Origin of the sequence: Streptomyces sp. NPDC006529 (assembly GCF_040611795.1) — a bacterium.
In the GTDB taxonomy this organism is placed as follows: Bacteria; Actinomycetota; Actinomycetes; order Streptomycetales; family Streptomycetaceae; genus Streptomyces.
The window spans coordinates 1-21,346 of the sequence record NZ_JBEXPB010000064.1 but is presented as its reverse complement, the minus strand read 5'-3'; the positions used below and the strand labels follow the sequence as shown (position 1 = coordinate 21,346).

At 72.8% G+C, this 21,346-nt stretch carries 24 protein-coding genes; 9 read left to right on the top strand and 15 right to left on the bottom strand.

From position 1 onward, the window contains the following. Position 1: 1 nt before the first annotated feature. A complete protein-coding gene (locus tag ABZY31_RS28890; protein WP_356416048.1) occupies positions 2-634 on the bottom strand; it encodes a TetR/AcrR family transcriptional regulator in 633 nt (210 codons plus the stop codon). 140 nt (positions 635-774) lie between these two features. Between ABZY31_RS28890 and ABZY31_RS28885 the strand changes: the two genes are divergently transcribed. Then, a complete protein-coding gene (locus tag ABZY31_RS28885; RefSeq protein WP_356416045.1) occupies positions 775-1,713 on the top strand; it encodes an alpha/beta hydrolase in 939 nt (312 codons plus the stop codon). 41 nt (positions 1,714-1,754) lie between these two features. On the opposite strand, the gene ABZY31_RS28880 is transcribed toward ABZY31_RS28885, so the two are convergent. The 4 genes from ABZY31_RS28880 to ABZY31_RS28865 all read right to left on the bottom strand — a co-directional run bounded on the left by ABZY31_RS28880 (position 1,755) and on the right by ABZY31_RS28865 (position 4,493). After that, positions 1,755-1,976 (bottom strand): hypothetical protein, encoded by a 222-nt coding sequence (locus ABZY31_RS28880; RefSeq protein WP_356416042.1) that lies wholly within the window; start codon positions 1,974-1,976, stop codon positions 1,755-1,757. A 116-nt stretch (positions 1,977-2,092) separates the two neighbouring features. Then, a complete protein-coding gene (locus ABZY31_RS28875; RefSeq protein ID WP_356416039.1) occupies positions 2,093-3,073 on the bottom strand; it encodes a sensor histidine kinase in 981 nt (326 codons plus the stop codon). Next, positions 3,070-3,879 (bottom strand): MEDS domain-containing protein, encoded by an 810-nt coding sequence (locus ABZY31_RS28870; RefSeq protein WP_356416036.1) that lies wholly within the window; start codon positions 3,877-3,879, stop codon positions 3,070-3,072. Before ABZY31_RS28870 ends, ABZY31_RS28875 begins: the two co-directional genes overlap by 4 nt. A gap of 110 nt (positions 3,880-3,989) precedes the next feature. Next, positions 3,990-4,493: a MarR family winged helix-turn-helix transcriptional regulator gene (locus tag ABZY31_RS28865; protein WP_356416033.1), complete on the bottom strand. Its 504-nt coding sequence runs from the start codon at positions 4,491-4,493 to the stop codon at positions 3,990-3,992. An 81-nt stretch (positions 4,494-4,574) separates the two neighbouring features. Here ABZY31_RS28865 and ABZY31_RS28860 point away from each other — a divergent pair, with 81 nt between their 5' ends. After that, positions 4,575-6,701 carry an MMPL family transporter gene (locus ABZY31_RS28860; RefSeq protein WP_356416030.1) on the top strand — a complete coding sequence of 709 codons (2,127 nt, stop codon included), beginning with the start codon at positions 4,575-4,577 and terminating at the stop codon, positions 6,699-6,701. Here the strand turns inward: ABZY31_RS28860 and ABZY31_RS28855 are convergent. The 5 genes from ABZY31_RS28855 to ABZY31_RS28835 form a co-directional block, all read right to left on the bottom strand. Beyond that, complete coding sequence (locus ABZY31_RS28855; RefSeq protein ID WP_356416027.1) at positions 6,698-6,994, bottom strand: DUF3040 domain-containing protein; 297 nt, start codon at positions 6,992-6,994, stop codon at positions 6,698-6,700. The genes ABZY31_RS28860 and ABZY31_RS28855 overlap by 4 nt on opposite strands. Then, complete coding sequence (locus ABZY31_RS28850; RefSeq protein WP_356416024.1) at positions 6,966-7,580, bottom strand: DUF6328 family protein; 615 nt, start codon at positions 7,578-7,580, stop codon at positions 6,966-6,968. Before ABZY31_RS28850 ends, ABZY31_RS28855 begins: the two co-directional genes overlap by 29 nt. A 59-nt stretch (positions 7,581-7,639) precedes the next feature. Then, positions 7,640-8,530, bottom strand: coding sequence for an SDR family oxidoreductase (locus tag ABZY31_RS28845; RefSeq protein ID WP_356416021.1), 891 nt, complete (start codon positions 8,528-8,530; stop codon positions 7,640-7,642). Between the two features lie 184 nt (positions 8,531-8,714). Then, entirely contained in the window at positions 8,715-9,179 is a 465-nt protein-coding gene (locus ABZY31_RS28840; RefSeq protein WP_356416018.1) for a hypothetical protein, read from the bottom strand. Positions 9,180-9,271: 92 nt separating this feature from the next. Further along, positions 9,272-9,502: a hypothetical protein gene (locus tag ABZY31_RS28835; protein ID WP_356416015.1), complete on the bottom strand. Its 231-nt coding sequence runs from the start codon at positions 9,500-9,502 to the stop codon at positions 9,272-9,274. Between the two features lie 151 nt (positions 9,503-9,653). Here ABZY31_RS28835 and ABZY31_RS28830 point away from each other — a divergent pair, with 151 nt between their 5' ends. Both ABZY31_RS28830 and ABZY31_RS28825 read left to right on the top strand, forming a co-directional pair. Further along, entirely contained in the window at positions 9,654-12,173 is a 2,520-nt protein-coding gene (locus ABZY31_RS28830) for a helix-turn-helix transcriptional regulator (RefSeq protein WP_356416012.1), read from the top strand. Positions 12,174-12,355: 182 nt separating this feature from the next. Continuing rightward, complete coding sequence (locus ABZY31_RS28825; RefSeq protein ID WP_356416009.1) at positions 12,356-13,036, top strand: DUF6585 family protein; 681 nt, start codon at positions 12,356-12,358, stop codon at positions 13,034-13,036. A gap of 76 nt (positions 13,037-13,112) precedes the next feature. Here the strand turns inward: ABZY31_RS28825 and ABZY31_RS28820 are convergent, their stop codons facing one another. Continuing rightward, positions 13,113-13,442 (bottom strand): STAS domain-containing protein, encoded by a 330-nt coding sequence (locus ABZY31_RS28820; RefSeq protein WP_356416006.1) that lies wholly within the window; start codon positions 13,440-13,442, stop codon positions 13,113-13,115. Positions 13,443-13,796: 354 nt separating this feature from the next. On the opposite strand from ABZY31_RS28820, the gene ABZY31_RS28815 reads away from it, so the two are divergent. Then, entirely contained in the window at positions 13,797-14,207 is a 411-nt protein-coding gene (locus ABZY31_RS28815; RefSeq protein ID WP_356416003.1) for an ATP-binding protein, read from the top strand. A 25-nt stretch (positions 14,208-14,232) separates the two neighbouring features. On the opposite strand, the gene ABZY31_RS28810 is transcribed toward ABZY31_RS28815, so the two are convergent. Beyond that, the gene (locus tag ABZY31_RS28810) at positions 14,233-14,622 is read right to left on the bottom strand and encodes a VOC family protein (RefSeq protein ID WP_356416001.1); all 390 of its coding nucleotides are present in this window, start codon (positions 14,620-14,622) and stop codon (positions 14,233-14,235) included. Between the two features lie 85 nt (positions 14,623-14,707). On the opposite strand from ABZY31_RS28810, the gene ABZY31_RS28805 reads away from it, so the two are divergent. Together ABZY31_RS28805 and ABZY31_RS28800 are read left to right on the top strand one after the other, a co-directional pair. Then, complete coding sequence (locus tag ABZY31_RS28805; RefSeq protein WP_356415998.1) at positions 14,708-15,166, top strand: MarR family transcriptional regulator; 459 nt, start codon at positions 14,708-14,710, stop codon at positions 15,164-15,166. 89 nt (positions 15,167-15,255) lie between these two features. Continuing rightward, entirely contained in the window at positions 15,256-15,780 is a 525-nt protein-coding gene (locus ABZY31_RS28800) for a VOC family protein (protein WP_356416070.1), read from the top strand. Positions 15,781-15,790: 10 nt separating this feature from the next. On the opposite strand, the gene ABZY31_RS28795 is transcribed toward ABZY31_RS28800, so the two are convergent. Further along, positions 15,791-17,110, bottom strand: coding sequence for a hypothetical protein (locus ABZY31_RS28795; RefSeq protein ID WP_356415995.1), 1,320 nt, complete (start codon positions 17,108-17,110; stop codon positions 15,791-15,793). 125 nt (positions 17,111-17,235) lie between these two features. Here ABZY31_RS28795 and ABZY31_RS28790 point away from each other — a divergent pair, with 125 nt between their 5' ends. Next, positions 17,236-17,886, top strand: a complete 651-nt coding sequence (locus ABZY31_RS28790; protein WP_356415992.1) for a dihydrofolate reductase family protein — start codon at positions 17,236-17,238, stop codon at positions 17,884-17,886. 55 nt (positions 17,887-17,941) lie between these two features. Here ABZY31_RS28790 and ABZY31_RS28785 read toward each other — a convergent pair whose 3' ends face one another. Both ABZY31_RS28785 and ABZY31_RS28780 read right to left on the bottom strand, forming a co-directional pair. Next, positions 17,942-19,666, bottom strand: a complete 1,725-nt coding sequence (locus tag ABZY31_RS28785; protein WP_356415989.1) for an acyl-CoA dehydrogenase family protein — start codon at positions 19,664-19,666, stop codon at positions 17,942-17,944. 73 nt (positions 19,667-19,739) lie between these two features. Next, complete coding sequence (locus ABZY31_RS28780; protein ID WP_356415986.1) at positions 19,740-20,291, bottom strand: PadR family transcriptional regulator; 552 nt, start codon at positions 20,289-20,291, stop codon at positions 19,740-19,742. A 369-nt stretch (positions 20,292-20,660) separates the two neighbouring features. Between ABZY31_RS28780 and ABZY31_RS28775 the strand changes: the two genes are divergently transcribed. Further along, positions 20,661-21,346, top strand: a 686-nt coding sequence (locus ABZY31_RS28775; protein ID WP_356415983.1) for a deoxynucleoside kinase, incomplete at its 3' end; no start/stop codon positions are given.

Genomic DNA, 21,346 nt, shown 5'->3' with positions numbered 1-21,346 from the left:
GTTATCCCGTCATCCGGCTATCCGGCCTGCCCGGCGGGGTGAAGATGCGGTCCAAGTGGTGGTGGATCACGGCCACGGCGGACTCGGGGGTGCGCTGGCCCACCAGGATGCTGGTGCCCATGGTCGCCGTCATGGCGAGCAGGCTGATCGCCTCCGTCCGCGCGTCGACTCCGGGATCGGCCGCGCCGGCGTCCTGCGCCTGGCAGAGCAGGCCGGTCAGGGCGTCCTCGGCGGCGTCGGGTTTGTCGATGAAGGGCTGCGCGGCGAGCGCCTCGTCGGTGACGGCCAGGAGCGCGTAGGAGCTGTAGAGGAGGTGGAAGGTGCGGCTCTCCTCGTCCGTGGGCAGCGAGGCGAGCAGGAGCGCCTCGATCGTGGTGCGCGGCCCGGGGTGCGGCCCGGCGGCGGCCAGCCGGGCGCCCACGCGCGCGGTGAAGCGGTCGGTCAGGTGCTGGAGCCCGTAGAAGAGCAGCTTCTCCTTGGTTTCGAAGTAGTACTGCACGAGGCGCAGCGACACGCCGGCCTCCGCCGCCACGTCGCGCATGCCGACGGCGTGCAGCCCCCGGCGCCCCGCGACCCGGATGAGCGCCTCGGCGATCTGGGCCCGCCGTTCCTCGTGATCCACGCGTTTCGGCATCTGCCGGTGTCTCCCTTTGTCGGACGGTCGTCGCGGACCGGTCTCCCCGGGCGCCCGCCCCTCGGCCACTTCATGGTACCGCCGTACCATCAACGTGATACGTTCGTACCATCAAACGCCGAATCCCCCGGAGGTGCCCCGTGCCCGGAACCACCCCCCGCGTGCGACGCGACGTCGGCCGCTACGTCAACGACGCGCTCCGTGACCGCTACTTCGCCGCCGCCGACGTGCTCTTCGCGATGGGAGCGCCGCTGCGCGCCGAGACCGACGTCGAGACGAGCTTCGGCACCACGCACGTCTACCGGTACGGACCCCAGGACCCGGCGGCTGAGGGCCGTACCCCGATCGTCCTGATCCACGGCGCGGGCTACTCCTCCGCCATGTGGTACCCGAACACCCCCGGGCTGAGCGTGGACCGGCCCGTCTACGCCCTCGACACCCCGGGCGACGCCAACCGCAGCGTCCACCGCGAGCCCATGTGGCAGCCCGAGCGCGCCGCCCAGTGGATGGACGAGGCGCTCGACGCTCTCGGCCTCGACCGGGTCCACCTCGTCGGCTCCTCCTACGGGGGCTGGCTCGTGCTCAACCAGGCCCACCTGCGGCCCGGACGGCTCGCCTCGGTCACCGCCCTCGACCCGGGCGGCCTGGAGAAGGTCGGCCTGCGCTTCTTCGCCTGGGTCTTCGTCAGCCTCTTCGCCACCTTCGCCCCGGCGGCGCTGCGACCGCGCCTCGCCGCCTGGCTGGACCAGCCGGTGCTGGCCGTCCCCGAGATGCGTCCGTGGATCCAGCTCGGCGCCCGCGCGTACCGGATCCGGCGGCCCGCGCCGCTGCCGCTGTCCGAGGACGCGCTGCGCTCCATCCGGACCCCGCTGTCCGTCATCATGGGCAAGCACAGCCTCCTGGTGCACCCGAAACGGCAGGTGGAACGCATCCCACGGCTGATTCCCGGCGCCCGCGTCGAGATCCTCGCCTCGACGGGCCACGGACCGCAGATCGACCATCCCGACCTCGTCAACGCGCGGATGCTCGGCTTCATGGAGGACATCGACTCCCTCGACCCCGCCGCCGCCGACGCCTGACCGGGGGCACGCCCGGCGGCACGCCCGTTGCCCCGGTGGGCCTACTCCTTCACCGGGTCGGCGCCGGGCCGCTTGACGAGGCGGTCGCCGATCGCGAGGGACTTCCAGAGCCGTCGGCCGATCCGGACCTCGGCGGTCGGTCCGTCGGCACGGCGGACCTCGGCGAAGTGGTACATGTTCGACCCGTCGAGCATGCCGCGGGACAGGTGGGTGACGACGCCCTCCCAGGCGTCGTCACGTCCGGCTTCGTGTGTTTTCGACATGCGAGGACTCTACGGAGCCCACCGGCCGCCCCGGCAGGGCCGCCGATCCCCTCCCGGGCCGTACGAATGTCACGGTCAGCCCGGCGCCACGGGCCGCCCAGCCCTGCCGCAATCCGCTACTGGGGCACGTCCATGTGCAGGCGGATGGTGGTGCCGCGGTCGGGAGTGGAGCGGATCTCGACCAGGTCGCACAGCTGGTGCGCGAGCCACAGGCCGCGGCCGCCGATCTGTTCCGCGGAGGGGCGGACGCGGCCGGCCATCACGTCGGGGATGTAGCCCGCGTCGCGGAACTCGCACAGGAACGTCGCGTCCTGGGCCCACGTGCGCAGGGTGCCCTTGCCGCCGCCGTGCCGGATGCTGTTCGTGGCGATCTCCGTGACGGCCACGGCCAGCTTCGGGAGCTGTTCCTCCGGCACGCCCGCGTCGGACGCGCACTGGGCGACCTTCGACCGGATCGCGGCCAGGTCGCCGTGCGAATAGCTCAGCTCCTGGTACGGATCGCACGGGTCGGCCAGCACCTCGAAGGGGTACGTCTCCGCGGAGAGGTAGCCGTCGTTGCGCGTGTAGTGCCCGTCCCGGCGGATCAGGGGATGACAGCGTGAGAGTGACTGCAAAACGGCCTCGTCCTCGTCGGCGGCGTCGTAGGGGCAGAGCATCGAGCGGGCCCGGCTCTGCGCGAAGGCCCGGTTCATGAGCCACTCGTGGTAGCGCAGCTCCGAGAGGTGCGCGGCGCTGCGCGCCGTGCGCCAGGAGGTTTCGCCGATGCCCCGGACGGGCCGGTCCCCCTCGCCGCGCTCGGCCAGCCAGGCCACCCAGGCCGCGATCAGGCGACCCGGATTGGGTCCGGCCGTCGTCGTGTCGACGAACGTGACGGCGCTCTCGCCGCCCAGCTCGTCCTGCAGGAGCGCCGTCTTGTCGGGGGGAACGGCGACGACCACGGCTTCGTCCTCCTCCAGGGCCTCGTGGATGAAGCCGAGGGTTCCGCTCACGAACTCCGCTTCGCCGCGGTAGGGGTACAGCTCGTGCCGGAATCCGTTTTCCGCCTGGCCGGGGGGCCCGGCGGTGCCGGACCGCTCGGGGGGCACGATCGCGTTCATGCGGCCATCACCACCGGCAGGTCGGCGGCCGTGTAGCCGGCCAGTTCCCAACACAGCCGTACGGTCTCGTTGGCGCCCCGCACGACGACCCGGCGGCCGGGCAGGTGGCGGGCCGCGTCGACCAGGGCGTGCATGCCCGCGGCGTCGATCATCTGGAGGTGGTCGAAGCGCAAGGTCACCGTGGAAGCGCCCCGCACCACCGCACGGGCGGCCGCGTTGAACGTGAGCGCGCACTCAGAGTCGATCACTCCATCCACGCTCCACATGTCGGCACCCGTGCAGTACATCCGGAAAGCCGGACGCTGTGCACGTGTGCCCATCTCGTGCGGATGCACACTTGCCACGTTGTCCAGCGTAGCCACATCCCACTGGGACGGCTGGAAGGCGCACACCACCATCGCGCCGCTCTCGGAGGCGAACGCGTCGAGCCCCAGCTCCTGGGCCAGCAGCTCGCCGGCCGCGCCGGGCGCCGTGAGGGGGGCCCGCTCGGCGAGGACGCGGACCGACCGGAAGCCTTCGCGGGCGGCGGTGCGGGCCTCCTGGCGGACTGCGGCCAGGACCACGTCCGTGTCCATCGGCTGCGGGAGGTCGAGGACCACCGCGGCCGGGCGCAGCGAGCCGCCGCGGCCGGTGACCCCGTAGGCGGCGCCGGAGGATCCCACGACCACGATCTTGTCCCCGTACAGGGCTCCGTCGGCGACGTACGCCCTCGCGTCGTCGGAGAAACCGGCAGATCCCGTGAACCAGCACACGTGGTCACCGAGCTCGACCTCGTCCAGTGTCGCCAACGCCCGCGCCGCTCTCACCTCGCCCCCTTCCGGCCAACCGGCCCGTTCTGCGGATGCACAAGAGTACTGGGCCGCCACTGCGCGCGGCGGCGCGAGGGTGCGCGGACGGGGTTGTCGCCGCGCCGCCCTCAGCGTCGTTCGCGGCTCAGTTGCCCGTTCATCTCCGCCAGGAACCGCACCACGACGAGCAGCTCGTCGGGGCTGAAGCGGGCGCGGGCCGCGTCGGTGGACCGGGCCAGGGGGCGGAAGTACTCCCGGGCGGCTTCGCGGCCCGCCTGTGCGTAGTACACGTGCACCACGCGCCGGTCGTCGGCCGCCCGGACCCGGCGGATGTGGCCGGCCTTCTCCAGCCGGTCCAGGCACGCCGTGACGGCTCCCGAGGTCAGGTTCATGTGCGCGCCCAGACGTCCCGGGGTCATCGGGCCGGCGTCCTCGTCGCGTTCCGCGTCGAGGACCGCGATGAGCGCCTGCACGTCCGTCAGGTGCAGGCCCTGGGACTGGGCGAACTCCTGGGCGATCCGGTTGAACTCGGCGTTCATCGCGCGCAGCAACACGGCGAACGACTGCAACCCGATCGGGTCCTCGGGCGGAAGAGTGGGCGGGGGGCTGTCGGCGTGGTCGGCGCTGCGCATGCCCTCAGCATAAGATCTCTTGATGATTGAGATACTTCATCGTTGAGAGTGTTGAGAATGTCGAGATGGGAGGGGTTCGCCATGAAGCGCACACCGCGCTGGGCCCGCTGGCTGGTGCCCGTGGTGCTGCTGGTGGTCTGGCTGGGGATCGGCGGGACGCTCGGGCCGTACGCGGGGAAGCTGGGCGAGGTCGCCACCAATGACCAGGCGGCGTTCCTGCCCCGCAGCGCCGAGTCCACGAAGGTCCTCGACGCCCGCAAGGCCTTCGAGCCCTCCGCGTCGGTGCCCGCGATCGTCGTCTGGGAGGCCCGCGGAGGCGCTCGTGTCAGCGACGCGCAGCAGCAGGACGCCACCCGGGCCGTGGCCGCCCTCGCCGGGCGCGAGGGCGTCACCGCGGCGCCGTCGCCGGCCCTGCGGTCCGACGACGGCCGGGCCCTGCAGGCCGTCGTACCGCTGGCTCCCGACCTCGGGAAGGAGCTTCCCGCCGTATTGGACGAGGTGCGCTCGGCGGTCACGGCCGTGCCGGGCCTGACCGCGCAGATCGCCGGACCGGCGGCCACCCAGGCGGACCTTTCCGACGCCTTCGCAGGCATCGACGGGATCCTGCTCGCCGTCGCGCTCGGCGCGGTCCTGCTGATCCTGCTGCTGGTCTACCGCAGTGTGCTGCTGCCGCTGGTGATCATCATCAGCGCCGTCTTCGCCCTGGGCCTGGCCTGCGCCGTCGTCTACGCCCTGGCCGACCGGGGCGTGGTGCGGGTCGACGGGCAGGTCCAGGGGATCCTGTCCATCCTGGTCATCGGGGCGGCGACCGACTACGCGCTGCTGCTGGCCGCCCGGTTCAGGGAGGAACTGGCCGCCCACGAAGACCGTACGGCCGCGGCGGTGGCCGCCGTGCGGCGCTCGGCCGGTGCGATCACCGCCAGCGCCGCGACCGTGGCCCTCGGCCTGCTCGCCCTGCTGGCGAGCGACCTGACCAACAACAGGGCGCTGGGGCCGGTCGGGGCGATCGGCATCCTGTGCTCGCTCCTGGCCACCTTGACCTTCCTGCCCGCCGTACTGGTCCTGCTGGGCCGCGGCGCGTTCTGGCCCGCCTCCCCCAAACCGTCCGACGCCACCGCCGACGGGCACCCGGTCTGGCGCCGCGTCGCCGGGGTCATCGACCGGGCGCCGCGCCGCGTGTGGGTGTCCACGACCCTCCTGCTGCTGGTGCTGGCGGCCTTCGCGCCGACGCTGGCCGCCCGGGGCGTTCCCCTGGACGAGATCTTCGTCAAGGACGCGCCTTCCGTCGCCGCGCAGGAGAACCTCGGCCGGCACTTCCCCGGGGGCTCCGGCCAGCCCGCGGTGATCATCGCCGATGCCTCCGCCGCCGCGGAGGTACGGGCTGCCGCGGAGGGAACCCCGGGGGTCGCTTCCGCGGCAGCCGTCACGGCCGCGGGGCGCCCCGGCGGGGGCGAGCCCCTGGTCGTCGACGGCCGGATCCGCGTCGATGCCGTCCTGGGCACGGCCGCCGACAGCGACGCCGCCAAGAACACCGTCCGCATGCTGCGGGAACGCGTCCACGCCGTGCCGGGCGCGAACGCCCTCGTCGGCGGCTACACCGCCCAGCAGTACGACACCGAACGGACCGCGGCCCGGGATCGGACCGTGATCGTCCCCGTCGTCCTCGGCATCATCCTGCTCATCCTGGTCCTGCTGCTGCGCTCGCTCCTGGTGCCGGTCCTGCTCGTGGCCACCGTCGCGCTGAACTTCCTGGCCACCCTCGGGGTGTCCGCGCTGGTCTTCCAGCACCTGCTCGGCTTCAGCGGTACGGACGCCTCCGTGCCCCTGTACGGATTCGTGTTCCTGGTCGCCCTCGGTGTCGACTACAACATCTTCCTGATGTCGCGCGTCCGGGAGGAGACCCGCGACCACGGCGTCCGCCAGGGAGTCCTGCGGGGCCTGACCACCACCGGTGGCGTGATCACCTCGGCGGGCGTCGTCCTCGCCGCCACCTTCGCGGCCCTCACGGTCATCCCGCTCGCCTTCCTCGTCCAGATCGCCTTCATCGTCGCCTTCGGCGTCCTGCTGGACACCCTCGTGGTCCGTTCCCTGCTCGTCCCTGCCCTGGTGATCGACATCGGTCCGCGCAGCTGGTGGCCGGGCTCCCCCTCCCGCCGCGACCCGGCGTCCGGTGCTACGGATGAGGTGTCGGGGACGCTGCACCCTTAGCGCTGGCGGCGGCCCCAGCGGCGGAGCATCAGCGCCGCGAGCACCAGCGTGGCCGGCCAGACGACCGCGAAGGCCGTGACCCAGGCGGCCGACGCGGTGGCCACCGCCACCGCCAGCAGGGCCACGCTGGCGACCAGCGCGGCCGTGAGCGCGAGGCGGGCCAGGAGCGTGGAGCCGGGCGGTCTGCGGCGCATGGTGCGCAGGCGGCGGTCCATGCGCCGGTCGCCGCGCAGCTCGGCTTCTATGGCGGCCAGTTGGCGGCGTTCACGCGGGGTCAGCGGGGCCGGGTCCACGACGTCCCCCGGAGTCGTAGGACGTGCTGGTCGCCCTGCGCCGCAGCCGCAGGGGCAGGACGTACCAGCACAGGACGAACCACGCCATCACCGTGGAGACGATCACGGGGGCGAGGGGGCTGGGCAGGACGACGTCGAGGATCAGCAGCAGGGTGCACGCGATGGTCAGGGCCAGCAGCACGATGCCGCACGCCATCATCCGCCCGGCCGCCTCGACCACCTCGTGCTTCAGGCGCAGGCCGCGCAGGCAGCGGTGGATGGACACGGGGGCGATGAGCGCCGCCGTCGAGGAGGCGCCCAGGACGAGCGTGACGACGTACAGGGCCCGTTCGAAGCCGGTCAGGGTCTCGAACCGGGCGGTGAAGGCGATGCTCAGCAGCAGTCCGAAGAGGATCTGCACTCCGGTCTGGGCGACCCTGGTCTCCTGGAGGATCTCGTTCCAGCGCCGGTTGACCCGCTCCCTGGGCCCTTCCGGTGACAGCGTGCCCTCGGTCGGCGGCCTGGTCGGGGTGGCCTCCCGGCGGGCGCCGGGGGGACCGGGCGAACGGCGCCGTCGTCCCGTTCCTTGGATCGGTTGACTGGTCATGGGGCCACCTCCGGAGGGAAGCGCCTACCCGCCGGGGCCCCGCACAATCCCGCGGGCCGTCAGCCGGCCGCGCGGAACGCCGTGTCCGCGCGGCCCCCGGCGCCCAGTGGGCCCGTTTCCTCGAAGGCCGCCGCGCGCTCCAGGCGCGGCAGTTCGAAGCCGGCGACGCGTGTGACGAGGGGCGGCAGGAAGGACCGGACCGGCTGGACGGCGCGCAGCCAGGCGGGCACGTAGACGGACGGTCTGCGCCGTTCCACGGCATCGGCCAGGTGCTCCGCGACCTGTGCGGCCGGGTAGACCTTGCGGGCGGGCGGCGGCATGTGGGCGCGCAGCTCGCGCAGGACGGTGTGCCGGTCGGCGTCCCGGATCATGTCGGTGTCGGTCCAGTTGAGGTAGGCGATGCCGACGGCCACGCCCCGGTGGGCGAGTTCCGCGCGCAGCGCGTGCGCGAAGGACTCGACGCCGGCCTTGGAGGCGCAGTAGGCGCTCATGAAGGGCGAGGCCCCCATGGCGGCCAGGGAGGCGACCTGGAGGTAGTAGCCGCGGGTGCGCAGGACGTCGGGCAGGAAGCAGCGGGCCGTCGTGGCGCTGCCGATGAGGTTGACCTCCACGACGCGGCGCCACAGCGCCGGATCGGAGTCGGCGAAGGGGCCACCTTCCGCGATGCCCGCGTTGGCGACCACCGCGGACACCGGGCCGAGCCGGGCCCGTACCTCGCGCGCGGTCTCGGCCATGGCTTCGTCGTCGGTCACGTCGACCTCCCAGCAGGCGGCCTCCCCGCGCAGTGAGCCGGTGACCGTGCGCAGCCGCGGCCCCTCCAGGCCCAGCAGGGCGAGGTGTGCGCCGCGGGCATCGAGGGCCCGGGCCACGGCCTCCCCCACCCCCCTGGCCGCGCCGGTCACCACGACGGTGCGGCCGCTGAGCGGGTGGGCGGGTCTCGGCGTCCTCACGGGTACCTCCCGTACGTGCGTACGTGCGTACGTGGGTGCGTGCTGCGTGCCGGTGCGGGTGCGACCGGGACCGGCGGGCGGGTGACGGGTCCGCCGGGGGCGGCGGTCCCTTCGCTTCCTGTGCTCCGCCCGGTGCGCCTGCCCGGTCGGGCGCCGGACAATCCCCGGCCGCCGGACGGGGGCGTCAGAGCGAGCCGAGGTACGCCTTGGTGGGCCGCGCCTCGGCCAGCGCCATCGCGGCAGCCGCCAGCACGAAGGCCGTGATGAAGCCCGCCAGCTGGTGCTGCGCCTCGCTGCGCGCCAAGTCCGCTTGGACCACCATGTTCCCGATCGCGATGAAGGACAGGCTCGCCGGGATCCCGAGCAGCTGATTCAGCCGGGAACCCGCCTCGGAGTCACCGGAGAGCAGCCGGGCCCCGTTGCGCAGGATCGCGACGCCGAGCGGCAGGACGAACGCGCAGAGGAAGACGAGCCACCCCACCTCGCCGAACGCGACGATCCCCCAGACCATCCCGGCCGCTCCGGCGCCCGCCACCACCAGGCCACACGCGATGGCGAGCACGCCGGCTGCGGTGGCGGTGGCGGGGCGCCGCCGGGCGGTGGGGCCGGACGGGCCGTCGGGGCGGTACGGGGCGGGCGGGTACGACATGGAGCAGCCTCCTGGGCATGGACGGTGTGGTGGTCGCGCCGTGGTTCTTGCACGGCGTTGCGCGAGGTGAGGAAGGGGCGGGAGCCGGGCGTTCAGCGGGGCCACGCGGCCACCACGGCGGCCGCGACGAGGACCCCGCCCGCCAGGAGCAGGCCCGCTGTGCGCGGGCCCGGGCGGCCGCCCCTGCGGGTCTCGACCTGGCCGCCCGGGGTCGTCCCGGGGTGTTTGCGGGCGTAGTGCTCGATCTGCCGGCGCAGCCCTTCGGGCTCGTCGACCCAGGGCGTCTTGAAGGTGCATTCACCGCACCAGAAGCGGTTGGCCACGTCGGCTCCTTCCTCTCGGTCCGTAGCGGGGACCCACCCGACGATGTGCTCGGCGGTCGTCGTCGTACAGGTCAGGAGCCCGGCCATTGGTGACCGGCGGCCACGGGTAGGCTCACCGCCGTTCACACGGATGGATCAAGGGAGGGGCGGGATGGCCGAGGAGCTCGGTGCGTTACTCCGCACGCTGCGCGACGCCGCGCACCTGACGCAGGAGCAGGTGGCCGAGCGCTCCGGGGTCAGCGAGCGCACCATTCGCCGGCTGGAGAGCGGCGGATCGACGAACCACCGGATGGGCACGATCAATCTGCTCGCGGACGCGCTGGGCCTGGGCGAAGCCGACCGTCTGCGGCTCGCGGCGGCTCTCGCCGGCTCCGGGCCGGGCGGCGGCGATGGCGGCGACGGGGGTGCTGGTGGAGGCGATGGCAGTGGTGATGGCAGTGACGGTGGCGACACCCACGAATCCGTGCGGTCGGTGTCCGGGCCCGCCCCGGCGCAGACCGCTGCCGGGCCGCCGGCCCGGCAGCCCGTCCACGCGGCGCCCGTCCAGGCCGCGCTCGCCGACGCCGCGCGCGAGCTGGCGATGGAGGTCCGGCGCCGCTGGCGCCACGAGGAGACGCAGCGCCGCGTCCACGACCCGTTCCCGCTGCCCGTCCGGTGGACGCCCGCGCCCGCCGACCTGACGGACAGCGCGGAGAACATCCAGCGCCTCGGGCCGGGCGGGACTCCGCGGGAGGTGGACCTGGGCGGCGATCTGCGCGAGACGGCCGAGGTCTACCTGAGGATCCCCTCCGGACGGCTGGTGGTCCTCGGCCGGGCCGGATCGGGGAAGTCCGTCCTCACGATCAGGCTCGTCCTTGACCTGCTGGACCTGCTGGAAACCCCCGCCCCGCCCCGCCGCGTGCCGGTCATCTTCAGCATCGGCTCCTGGGACCCCTCGACCACCGCCCTGCGGGACTGGCTGATCGGCCGACTGCTGCGCGACCACCCGCACCTGGCGCGCCGCAGCGCGGGCGGCGCGGCCCTGGCCGCCGCGCTGATCGACGCCGATCTGATCCTGCCGGTCCTCGACGGGTTCGACGAGATGGCGGAAGGCTTGCGGCGCGAGGCCCTGGAGGCGCTCAACGCGACCGCCACCCCGCTCGTCCTCACCAGTCGGCGCGACGAGTACGCCGAAGCCGTCCGGGCGGCCAACGCCCCGCTCGTCTGGGCCGGGGGGATCGAGCTGGCCGACCTCACCCCCGACGACCTCGCCGACTACCTGCCCCGCACCACCCGTACCGTGCCGGCCGACCCGGGCGGGGCCCCCGGCAGCGCCGGGCGCGGCTCGGCCTGGGACCCGGTCCTCACCGCACTGCGCACGTGCCCGGGCCCGGCCGAGCGGAACCTCGCGGCGGTGCTGACCACCCCACTCATGATCATCCTCGCCCGCACCCTGTACAGCGAGTCGCCGGAGCGGGACCCCGCCGAGCTGTTGGACGCCGCCCGGTTCCCCACGGTGAAGAGCCTGGACGAGCACCTGCTGGCCGGGTTCGTGCCCGCCGTCTACCGGCGGCGGCCGCCCGAGCGGGACGCGGCCGGCCGGCGGCCCGGGGCCCCCTACGCGGACCCGGACCGGGCCGAACGCCTGCTCGGCTACCTCGCCCACCACCTGGTCCGCCTCGACCGCGAGCGCCAGGACCTCGCGTGGTGGCAGCTCGGCGACTCGCTGCCGCGTGCGACGCGCACCGTGGCCATCATCCTGGCCACCGTCGTGAGCATCACCCTGAGCGACTGGCTGGTCGGCCTGGTGCTCACCCCGCTCCCTTTCGGTGAGCTGCTGCTCCAGGGCGGCCTCATGGGGCTTGCCGCGGGCCTCGCCTTCGGGGCCGTCTACGCGCTGGCGGACAGATCCGGCGGCGGGGCGGCCTTCGAACCGGCCCCCATCCGGCTGACGCTGTTCGCCGCGCACCGCGGTATCGGCCGCCGCCCCTTGCGCACCTTCGCCGTCCGCTTCGCGCACGGGCTGACCGGGGGCACCGTCATGGGCATCGGCTGCGCCTGCGCCCTCACCCTCGGACGCTCGCTGGCGGCCGGGACGTCCGTCATCGACCCGAACGTGGTCGAGGGCACCCTGATCAACATGCTGATCTTCGGGATGATCTTCGGCGCGGCCGGGGGGCTCGTGTTCGGCCTCATGGCCACGCTCGAAGTGCCCGTGGACGTCACCGCGGCTGCCACTCCGTTCAGCCTGCTGTCCTCGAACCGTGCGACCGCCGGGCGGCAGTTCCTCATCCTGGCTCCGGCGCTCACCCTGGCCATCGCCCTCGGCGGCTCCCTGATCGTCGACCTGCTCCGGGGCACGATGGGCCCCCTGAACTGGGGAGTGAGGGACGGGCTCTTCATCGGCGCGGTCGGCGGCCTGGGGGGCGCGGCGTCGTACGTGCTCGCCTTCACGGCGTGGGGACAGTGGATCGTGCTGGCGCGCGTCTGGCTACCGCTGACCGGGCGGCTCCCGTGGAACCCCGCGGCGTTCCTCGACGACGCCTACCGGCGGGGGGTGCTGCGCCAGACCGGAGCGGTGTACCAGTTCCGCCACGTCCGCTTGCAGCACCACCTCGGGCGCGCGTTCCGCGGCCGGCACCGGGACTTCGCACCGGCCACCTTCACACCGCCCGCGCACGGCTCTTCCTGACGGACGTCGGGGAACGGCCCCGCATCCAGCGGCCCCCACCCACCGGTCACGCATGGCCGGTGGCGTGGCCTGTCCGCCGCCCGGTCCGGGCGCCAGCATCGGGACGTCCGGGCCGTCGCCCTTCCGGCCTCCCGGACGCGCCGCTCCGACAACGCGTCGGCGGGCAAGGGTCTGGAGAAGACATGAAAGAGACGGACACGCGCGAGCAACCGACCGACGAGGCCGCCGCGCTGGCGGCCGAGCACGGCCTCGGGCCGTGGTCGCAGACGTTCCGGATGAACCAGAGCCGGCTCTTCACGAAGCACAACGCCTCGCGGCTCTACCTGTACGCGAACGGCGTGGTCGTGACGGGCCCCCAGGGCTTCCGGGCCGCCTACGACTGGGAGACGGTACGCGTCCTGCGGTACCTGAGCACCCGCAACGGCGTCCCCTGGGACGCCCGGTACACCCTCATCGACCCGCACGGCTCGGCGGTGAACATCGGCCCGGGCACCCGGGTGTTCCTCAAGGAGGAGAAGCGGTTCCTGGGCATCACCTCGGTGGTCCAGGGCGCTCTCTTCCTGTGGCCCGACGTGTGGGGGGAGCACATCGTGCAGGCCGTCACCCGGGCGCAGCTGCCGAAGGTCCTCGGCGCCGTCGAACGCGGCGAGACGGTGGACTTCGGCGCCTACACGCTCGACCGGCACGTCCTCACGGGCCGCAAGCACTCCGCCCCCTGGTCGGACATCACCGAGATCTCCTCCTTCAGCGGCACGCTGATCTTCAACGGATCACAGAAGCGCACGACCGTGGACAGCTCGTCCATGGACAACATCGTCAACCTGGACCTGTTCATGCGGCTGTGCCGGCACTACAAGGCCTGACGGGACGCGTCGGATTGTGTCGGATCGTGCGGGGCGGGGCGGGGGGGCGCACGGCGGCACGGTGCGGGCGCCGAGGTCACAGGGCGCGGGCCGCCTCGATGCTGTCGGCGGTCGTGAACAAGGGACGGGACTGCGTGATCTCCAGTAGCCGGTCCAGCTGCCCCGGAACCGGTCCGGCCAGCACCAGGCGACCGGAGCGCAGCAGCATGAGCATCGCGTTGAGCAGGGAGGAGTCCCCGAAGGCGATCTTGCTGACGTCCAGGACGATCCGGCGCAGCCCCGGATCTGCGGCCGCCTCTGCGCCGGCGGCTTTGAGGGGGCGCAGGGTGTCCTGGTCGAACTCCCCCTCGCACACGATGACGCGTACGCCGCCCTCGTCCGGCAGCACGGTCACCTGCTGTTCCATCGACGCTCCTTCCTCCGTTGAGCTCCCGCGTGGAGGGGCCCTGGCGCCGTACGGCTCCAGGGCCCCGAAGCAACTGCTACACCGTCTGTCCATGCGTCGGTGCCGGTGCGGCGCCGACCTTGCGTCACCGCTCCGGCCGAATCCGTCCGACGGGAGAAACCCTAACCAGGTCACGGATCAATGTCTACTCCACCCACAACAGATTTTTGCGTGTTGAAGCACAAGGTAATCGGCGCAACCGGCCCCGCGGACCGGGTCCGGCTGCAACAGGCTCCGGGTAGGGCGGCGCGGACCGGGTACAAGAGCTGCGCAGAGAAGGCCGGACACGGAGGATCGACGGACGAGGTGACCTGCATGGAGACGATGAGTTTGGATGTCGCAACGGACCGTTCGACGATCTCGGTCGCCGGCGCCCGCGAGCGCGCCCTGAGGTTTCTCGAACGCCTCCTGCCGCCGGTTCCGCAGCTGGTCGCCGAGAGCGTGGTGCTGGTGGTGTCGGAACTCGTCACCAACGCCCTGCGCCACGGGGAGGGCGCCTGCACCCTCAGCCTCACCGCCCACCCGGACACCATCGAAGTCGCCGTGCATGACGGCAGCCGCCGCCCCCCGCGCATGCGCACCCCTGACCTGAACGGCGGCACGGGCGGCTTCGGGTGGCCCATGGTCAACCGCCTCGCCCGGACCACGCGCGTCACACGGGGGCCCGGCGGCGGCAAGACGGTGAGTGCCGTCTTCGGTCGGCTCGTAGCGGGCGGCCCCGCGTGAGCAGGGAGATCCATCAGACGCCCCTTTAGCCCCCGTGGGCGGTGAGGGCGTACCCCTCGGGGCCGAGGAAGGTGAACATCGTGCCGAACGGGCCCTTCTCCGGGGCCTTCACGATGGCCGTCCCGGCGGCCCGCAGCCGGTCGTGGAGGGCCTCGGCGTCGCTGGTCTTGAACCACAGGGCGACGCCGAGGCCGGGCCGTTGCACGCTGTCGAGATCGACGCCCGGCAGGGGTTCGCGGACGGCGAACGCGATCGGCTCGGTCGTGAAGACGACGGCGCCGGGGGGCGAGGCGGGGGCCCGGCGCAGCCCGAGCAGCGTCTCGAAGAAGGCGGCGGCCGCCTCGACGTCACGCACCTGCAGGGCGATGAAATCGGGTCCGGAGACGGTAACGGCGGCGGGCGTGGTGGCGGTCATGGCGTGCTCCCAGGTGGGTTTCGATGTCAGGACTTTGACATCGGCGACGGTAGGCGTCGGCGCTGAGCTATGTCAAACTCCTGACATGAGTGATGGGACTACGACCGACCCGACCCCGCCCACCGACGTGACCGAGCGGCTCGGCTACCGCCTCAAGCGCGCGGCGGCCGCGCTGCGCGGGGCGATGGACAGGGCGCTGCGCGCGTACGGGCTGACCGTGCCGCAGTACGCCTGTCTGGAACTGCTCGACCAGCAGCCCGGGCTCTCCAACGCCGAACTGGCCCGCGGCACCTTCGTCACCCGGCAGTCCATGAACGTCGTCCTGCGCGGCCTCCAGGAGGACGGCCTGATCGTGCGCGCGACCACCGCCGACCACGGCCGCGCCCTGCCCGCCCACCTGACCGAGGAGGGCCACCGCCGTCTCGCCGCGGCGCGCGCCGCCGTCTACGCCATCGACGGGCAGCTGACGGATGCCGTGCCACCGAAACGGCTCGCCACCCTGCTCGCCGACCTGGACCGCATGGCGGAGACGCTCGGAGGGTGATCTCCGCCGCGCCCTCGACGCGCTCGGAGCGGCAGGCAGTTTCGCGGCGGGCGGCCCCCTACCGTGGCCCCATGGAACAGCGCATCGCCATGGAACAGCGCATCAGTCTCGTCACGCTGGGCGTCCACGACCTCGACCGCGCCCGGCGCTTCTACGAGGCGCTGGGCTGGCGGGGGCAGGAAGTGGAGCGGACCGTGTTCTTCCAGGCCGGCGGGCTGGCCGTGGTGCTGTGGGACCGGGACCTCCTGGCGGCGGACTGCGGCCTGCCGCCCGGAGCGGCGGCGGAGCCCGGACCGCCGGGGCAGGGCGGACCGCCGGGGGCGGTCGGGGCGCCGGGGGGCGGGTTCGGCGGCATCGTCCTGGCCCACAACGTGCGCTCGCGGGCCGAGGTGGACGGGCTGCTCGCCGCTGTCGGGGCGGCGGGCGGCGCCGTCACCAAGCCGGCCGCCGTCAACGCCATCGGCTTCTACTCCGGCGCCTTCACCGACCCCGACGGGCACCCCTGGGAGGTCGCCCACAACCCGGGCTTCACGCTGGCCGAGGACGGATCCCTGGTCCTCCCCGATTTCGGCGCCGCGCCGGACCGGCCCGGGGACGCGGGTGAGGGCCGGTGAACGCGGGCCTTCACGGGCGGCTCGGCGCGCGGTGAAGGAACTCCAGCCGCTGCTGGGCCAGGGTGATGTGCCGGGAGTCGAGCGACGGCAGCGCGCGCAGCAGGCGGATCAGTTCCGGCGCGGTGCCGATGGCCGTTGCCGGATCCCTGAGCTGGGTCCAGCAGTAGAGGGCGCCGGCCGCCGCCGCGTGCACTTCGGGGGCGTCGGAGGACTGACTGGCCAGCCGGATCAGGCCTGCTCTCGTCCACAGCTGGGTCGCCGGCCCGAAAGTGCCCGCCATTCTGGCGAGGTCGGCCCGGATCTCCAGCCAGGCGGTCGCCTCCGGGGAGCCGTAGCCCGCGTGCTGGAGGACGTACTGCTCCCACGCCTCCGCCAGCGCCGCGGCCTCGGTGTGCCGGCCGGCGGAGGCCAGAGCGTGGATGTGCGGCCGCGGATCCCGCGCGGCCCCGCTCTCGGGCTCGGACCCCGCCGGGATTACTGCTCCCCGACCGGGCGCGGCCGGAGCCGTCGGCTCGGACACGGACTGGGACACGGAATCGGACTCGGGCTCGGCCGGAACGGCGGCGGACCGGCCCGGGCCGGGGTCCGGGCGCGAGCCCTCGGAACCGGCGAGGGGGCCGAACGGGCCGACGGCCGCGGGCGACGGGCCCGGCGGTGCGGCGAGTTCTCGAGCGGTGGGCAGGACCAGGGTGCCGGGAGGCAGCGCCGCCGCGCCCACGGCGAGAGCGTGCAGCTGCAGGTTGCCCGGGCGGCCCGGGCTGCCGGCGAGCTGGTCGATCCAGCACCGGGTGTAGCTGCTGACGGTGTTCCCGCCACCGGTGAAGCCGGGCGGGGACACGACGCCGTACACCTCGGCCGAGGGAGAGGAGGGCAGGCTGCCGTACTCCTGGAGCACCGGCCACGCCGCTTTGTCGGCGACCAGGTCGAGGAGCACCGTCGTCAGCCCGGCCGGGCGCTCCCGCAGTTCGGTGCCCAGCCACTCCCAGGGCAGCGCCGTGTAGCGCACGGACCCGGACGTCGTGCCGGCCAGGGCCAGGTGCAGCCGGCGGCCCCGGCGGTCGAGGGTGAGCCGCCCCGACAGGTAGACCAGCAGCGGCCCCGGCGTGGCGGCGGCCGTGCGCAGCCGCGTCAGAACCAGATTCGGATCCCGGGCCCCGTCGAGGTAGGTCGTGTCGCAGGACAGGCCGCTGTTCAGGAGCGCCGCGGCCGGAACCACTCCCAGCGCGGCCAGATTGGCACTCGGCGCCACCTGCACCGCCCGCCGGCGCACGGCCGTACCCCCCGCTATGAGGAGGACGTGCCCCCGCTGCTCCAGTCCCAAGTTCTGCATGAACAGACCGTACTCACTTCCCGAGGAGCCGACGCCACGGGCCGCCCCCTCCGGCAGGACACGGCGATGAGTTTTCGCCGTGCGGTGAGTCTCTTTCCCGTTGTCGCCCATCGCTGGAGGAACACGTGGTTCAGCTGCTGAGAGTTCAGAACTTCAACGTCTCGCGGGACGGGATCGGGGCCGGGCACGATCAGACCCTTGAACGGCCGTTCGGGCACGTCGATCCCGGGCGGCTGTTCGCCTGGGCCGGGGCCACGGCGAGCTGGCCCATGCGGACCGCTCCGGGCGGGAGCCGGGGCATTGACGACTACCTCACGCGGGACTTCGCGCACAACATCGGCGCCGAGATCATGGGGCGCAACAAGTTCGGGCCGCAGCGCGGGCCCTGGCAGGATCTCGAATGGCAGGGCTGGTGGGGGGACGAACCGCCGTTCCACACGCCGGTCTTCGTCCTGACCCACCACGTGCGTCCCTCGTTCACCCTGTCGGACACCACGTTCCACTTCGTCGACGCGGACCCGGCCACGGTCCTGGAGCAGGCCCGGGAGGCGGCGGGGGGCAAGGACGTCCGCCTGGGCGGCGGGGCGAGCACGATCCGGGAGTTCCTCGACGCCGACCTCGTCGACACCCTGCACGTGGCGGTCTCGCCGGTGGAGTTCGGGACCGGTGTACGGCTCTGGGAGTCGCCCGAGGAGCTGCTCGACCGGTTCCACCTGGAGGTCGTGCCCAGCCCGAGCGGTGTCGCGCACCACCTGTTCTGGCGCAAGGAGCGGTAGCAACCGCGCGGGGCCGCCCGGCGTCCGGGCGGCCCCGCGGGGCGTGCGCCTCCTCTTACGGGGCCATCTCGTACGCCCCGGCCAGCGCCTCCACGCGCTCCCACACCCGCGCCGAGCGCGCCGCGTCGGTCACCGGGCGCCGGACCGCGCCCAGGGCCCAGGCCTGCTGTGCGGGGGTGGCGGAGTCCTTGCCGTGCAGCTCGACGGCGTGCGCCGAGAAGTCCCGTACGAGGACCGCGAACAGCTCGTCCAGCACGTCCCCGTCCAGATCCGTCAGGCGGGCCTGCTCCAGGATCAGCTGGCCGTGGACGACGAGCGCGAACAGCTGGCCGACGGCGAGCAGCAGGTCGAGGTCGCGGCTCTGCTCCTCGTCCGGGGCGGCCGTGGTGACGAACTCGCAGAGGGCGTCGGCCTGTTCACGGAAGCGCGCGACGTTCGCCACCTCGGCGTAGGCGTCGAAGGCGGGCCGCCAGTCGTGGAAGCGGACGGATCCCAGGCCGCGGGCGGGCCCCTGCCGGAAGAGGAATGCGTCGTCGGCGGCGTCGCGCCGGGTCCCGACGGGCTCGTAGGCGGCCGGGGTCAGCAGGTGGTTGCGCATGAACTTGAGGATCAGCGCGAGGTTGACGTGGACCGTGCCCTCCAGTTTGGGCAGGCTCCGGATCTCGACGGCCGCCTCGGCGAAGTAGGTGTCCTTCTCGAAGCCCTTGGCGGCGATGACGTCCCACATCAGGTCGATGACCTTCTCGCCCTCCGTGGTCACCTTCATCTTCGTCATCGGGTTGAAGAGGAGGTAGCGGCGGTCGTCCGGACCTGCCGACCGGAAGTAGTCGACGGCGCGGTCGCTGAACAGCTTCATGCCGACGAGGCGGACGTAGGCGTCGGACAGCTCGCGGCGCACGTGCGGGAAGGCGGTGACCGGGCGCCCGTAGAGGATCCGGTTCTGCGCGTGGGTGACGGCCTCGTACATGGCGTGTTCGCAGATGCCGATCGAGGCGGTGCAGAGGTTGAACTTGCCGACGTTGACGGTGTTGAGGGCGGCGTCGAACGCGGCGCGGCCGGTGTGCAGGACGTCCGCGGCGCTCACCGGGTAGTCCGCGAGCCGGAACTCGCTGACGTACTTCGAGGAGTCGACGACGTTCTGCACCAGGTGGTAGGCCGGGTGGCGGCTGTCGGCGGCGAAGAAGACGTACCCGTCCGGCCCCTCGACGTCGGTGCGGCGCCCGAAGACGGAGACGAGTCCGGCGGCGTTGCCGTTGCCGATGTAGTACTTGGACCCGCTCGCCAGGAAGCCGCCGTCGCCGTCGGGCTCCAGCAGCATGTCGGTGGAGTAGATGTCCGCGCCGTGCGTCTTCTCGGACAGGCCGAACGCGAACACCTCCCCCTGGGCCAGGAGTTCCGCCGCCCGGTCGCGGGCGGCGGCGTTCTCGCTCTGCCAGACCGGGCCGAGGCCGAGGATGGTGACCTGCCAGGCGTACCAGTAGTCGAGCCCGTAGAACCCGAGGATCTCGTTCAGGGCGGCGATCCGGGCGGTGTCCCAGCGCTGGTCCGCGTTGCCGTCGGCGGCGGAGGCCGCGGGCGTGAGGAAGGTGGCGAAGAGGCCTTCCTTCGCGGAGAAGGCGAGGAAGTCCGCCAGCCACGCACGGGAGCGGTAGTCCTCGATCAGCCTGCGCTTGCCGCGCTCCTCGAACCAGTCGACGGTGGCGCGCAGCAGCCTGCGGGTCTCGGGGTCGAAGTGCGCCGGGTCGTAGGTGCGCGGGTTGAAGAGGAGCGGGTCGGACATGGAGGTTCACCTTCCGTGAAGGGGTGGAGGGGCGGGGCTTCGGCGAGCGGTCCCGGCACCGGGGGCCGGGGGGTCACGCGCCGAGGCGGTGGAGGGTGGCGAGCACGTCGTCGAGCCAGGCGATCGTCATCCGTTCGAACGCGATGCCGCCGCGCAGGACGACGTGCTGGAGTTCCTGGCCGGTGTCGAGGGGCGCCGGGGCCTCGGGCCCGGTGAAGTCGCGCAGCTCGCCGGCGAGGTAGTGGGCGAGCCGGGCGCCGTGCACCTCGCGGTGCCTCTCGACCTCGCGGACGAGGGCGGCCGGGTCGTCGAAGGCCGCACCGCGGATCTTCACGGCCAGGTCGTGCCGGAGGCTCTCGGGTTCGATCGGTTCGTGCAGCCACGCGGAGAGGGCGGTCCGGCCGGGGCCGGTGACCGCGTACTCCTTCTTGTCGGGACGGCCCTGCTGCGGCACGACGCGCACGACGAGGAGGCCGGCACTCTCCATGCGCCCCAGCACCCGGTAGATCTGCTGGTGGGTGGCGGTCCAGAAGTAGCCGATGGACCGCTCGAAGCGGCGGGCCAGCTCGTAGCCGGAGCCGGGCTTCTCCAGCAGGGAGACGAGGATCGCGTGTTCGAGCGCCATGCCGCGATCTTTGTATGCAACTCGTTTCATAGACAAGTGGAATCGCCCGGGTGAGACGCGGCTCACCCGGCCCGGCCGGTCCGGGGGTCCGCGACGCCGCGGCCGCACTGCCGGAGCGGGGCTGATCGTCATTTATGCTTCATGGCGGCTTCGGGGCGGTGACTCGTCACCGTGCACGGCACTCACGGAACGGTCGGTGGTCCGACCGTCCAGGGGGACGGCCCGCGCCGGGCCCCGGTCCTGCGCGGACCACATGACGCCGATCGTGAACGTTTCGAGAATTCGACTGACCACCGACACGCGTCTCCGTGGTGCGGGGCGCCCTGCCGCCCGCCCCGCGAGCAGCGGACGCCCAGGGAGAAGTGAGGTATGCCAGTGATCTGCGTCGGAGGAATGATCGGCATCGGCAAGACGACCGTGGCCGAACTGCTCGCCAAGGAGCTGGGCAGCGAGGTCTTCTACGAGAGCGTGGAAGACAACCCGATCCTTCCGCTCTTCTACACGTCGAGCCCCGAGGAGATCCAGGCCAAGCGCTACCCCTTCCTGCTCCAGCTGTACTTCCTGCAGACGCGCTTCGCCTCGATCAAGGAGGCGTACAAGCAGGGCCACAACGTCCTCGACCGGTCCATCTACGAGGACTGGTACTTCGCCAAGGTCAACCACGATCTCGGCCGGATCAGCTCGCTCGAAATGCGGGTGTACGAGGGGCTGCTCGACGAGATGATGCGGGAGATCGACGGCCTGCCCTACCGCAAGGCGCCCGACCTCATGGTGTACCTCAAGGCGGACTTCGAGACGGTGCTGCACCGCATCGGGCTGCGGGGCCGCGCGTTCGAGCAGGACGAGGGCCTCATCGAGTACTACCGCACGCTGTGGTCCGGCTACGACGCATGGGTGCACGAGCACTACTCGGCCAGCGAGGTCCTGGTCGTCGACATGAACCACACGGACGTGGTGAACGACCCGGCTTCCTCAACATCACGGTCACCGACCGGGCGATCGTCGAGACCCTGGCGGCCCGCGCCGCCGACGCGCGCCTCGGCGTGCCGCTCTCG

Bases quoted from the DNA above. Each gene is read 5' to 3' on its own strand.
- ABZY31_RS28785 (WP_356415989.1), bottom strand. From the start codon at position 19,666: ATGTCCGACCCGCTCCTCTTCAACCCGCGCACCTACGACCCGGCGCAC.
- ABZY31_RS28860 (WP_356416030.1), top strand. From the start codon at position 4,575: ATGAAGCGCACACCGCGCTGGGCCCGCTGGCTGGTGCCCGTGGTGCTG.
- ABZY31_RS28800 (WP_356416070.1), top strand. From the start codon at position 15,256: ATGGAACAGCGCATCAGTCTCGTCACGCTGGGCGTCCACGACCTCGAC.
- ABZY31_RS28780 (WP_356415986.1), bottom strand. From the start codon at position 20,291: ATGGCGCTCGAACACGCGATCCTCGTCTCCCTGCTGGAGAAGCCCGGC.
- ABZY31_RS28830 (WP_356416012.1), top strand. From the start codon at position 9,654: ATGGCCGAGGAGCTCGGTGCGTTACTCCGCACGCTGCGCGACGCCGCG.
- ABZY31_RS28865 (WP_356416033.1), bottom strand. From the start codon at position 4,493: ATGCGCAGCGCCGACCACGCCGACAGCCCCCCGCCCACTCTTCCGCCC.
- ABZY31_RS28805 (WP_356415998.1), top strand. From the start codon at position 14,708: ATGAGTGATGGGACTACGACCGACCCGACCCCGCCCACCGACGTGACC.
- ABZY31_RS28890 (WP_356416048.1), bottom strand. From the start codon at position 634: ATGCCGAAACGCGTGGATCACGAGGAACGGCGGGCCCAGATCGCCGAG.
- ABZY31_RS28840 (WP_356416018.1), bottom strand. From the start codon at position 9,179: ATGTCGTACCCGCCCGCCCCGTACCGCCCCGACGGCCCGTCCGGCCCC.
- ABZY31_RS28880 (WP_356416042.1), bottom strand. From the start codon at position 1,976: ATGTCGAAAACACACGAAGCCGGACGTGACGACGCCTGGGAGGGCGTC.
- ABZY31_RS28875 (WP_356416039.1), bottom strand. From the start codon at position 3,073: ATGAACGCGATCGTGCCCCCCGAGCGGTCCGGCACCGCCGGGCCCCCC.
- ABZY31_RS28815 (WP_356416003.1), top strand. From the start codon at position 13,797: ATGGAGACGATGAGTTTGGATGTCGCAACGGACCGTTCGACGATCTCG.
- ABZY31_RS28820 (WP_356416006.1), bottom strand. From the start codon at position 13,442: ATGGAACAGCAGGTGACCGTGCTGCCGGACGAGGGCGGCGTACGCGTC.
- ABZY31_RS28795 (WP_356415995.1), bottom strand. From the start codon at position 17,110: ATGCAGAACTTGGGACTGGAGCAGCGGGGGCACGTCCTCCTCATAGCG.
- ABZY31_RS28825 (WP_356416009.1), top strand. From the start codon at position 12,356: ATGAAAGAGACGGACACGCGCGAGCAACCGACCGACGAGGCCGCCGCG.
- ABZY31_RS28850 (WP_356416024.1), bottom strand. From the start codon at position 7,580: ATGACCAGTCAACCGATCCAAGGAACGGGACGACGGCGCCGTTCGCCC.
- ABZY31_RS28810 (WP_356416001.1), bottom strand. From the start codon at position 14,622: ATGACCGCCACCACGCCCGCCGCCGTTACCGTCTCCGGACCCGATTTC.